At 71.2% G+C, this 646-nt stretch carries 1 pseudogene; it reads right to left on the bottom strand.

The features are described 5' to 3' along the window. Positions 1-401 precede the first annotated feature (401 nt). Positions 402-646, bottom strand: a pseudogene (locus tag ABD374_RS01905) (ATP-binding protein); the annotation flags it as partial.

The following is a 646-nucleotide window of genomic DNA, read 5'->3' as shown; positions in this document are numbered from 1 at the left end:
ACAGCGGTCCGCTGGGCCCCGGTGACTTCGCGCAGGAACGTGCCCGGGATGGAAATGACGTAGGTGGTCACGCAGACTCCCTTTTCTCGTGTCAAGCCGCCCGGCCCTCCCGCAGAGCAGCCGGACCTGTCCGGTGTCGAGCAGGAACGAGAACCCCTCGAACGCGATCCGCTGTACGCCTCCGGCGGCCGGTCTGTGGTCTTCGGCGCGCACCCAGACCGGCTCCGCCGCCCCCAGCGCGAGAAACTCCTCGTGCGGGGACCACTGAGATCCGGGCCGGTCGGCGCGGACAGCACCCGGCGTCGCAATCCCTTGGCCGGACGTCCGGCCGCATCGCTCAGAGGNGGCTCACCCCAGCCGAACGAATCCAACACCGCCTGACGGGTGGCGGGCGGCCGGCCCTAGCCGGCCGCACACTCGACGGGGACTCGGACTTCGATCCGCTTGCCGACGAGCTCGGGCCACGCCTCGAAACCGTCGCACAGCGCTGTCACGATCTCCAGGCCGTGTCCGCCGACCCGGGCCGGGTCGGCGGACAGGGCGAGTGGCAGGACCGGGCTCGTGTCGGACACCGTGATCTCCAGGAACGGCCCGGACAGCTCCACGTCGACGGCACAGGGCCCCGGTGCGTACTTGCGCGCGTTGG

The sequence above is a fragment of the Streptomyces enissocaesilis genome (assembly GCF_039533765.1).
GTDB classification, from domain to species: Bacteria; Actinomycetota; Actinomycetes; order Streptomycetales; family Streptomycetaceae; genus Streptomyces; species Streptomyces enissocaesilis.
The sequence above is the reverse complement of the archived record's forward strand: the minus strand, read 5'-3'. Positions and strand labels throughout refer to the sequence as shown.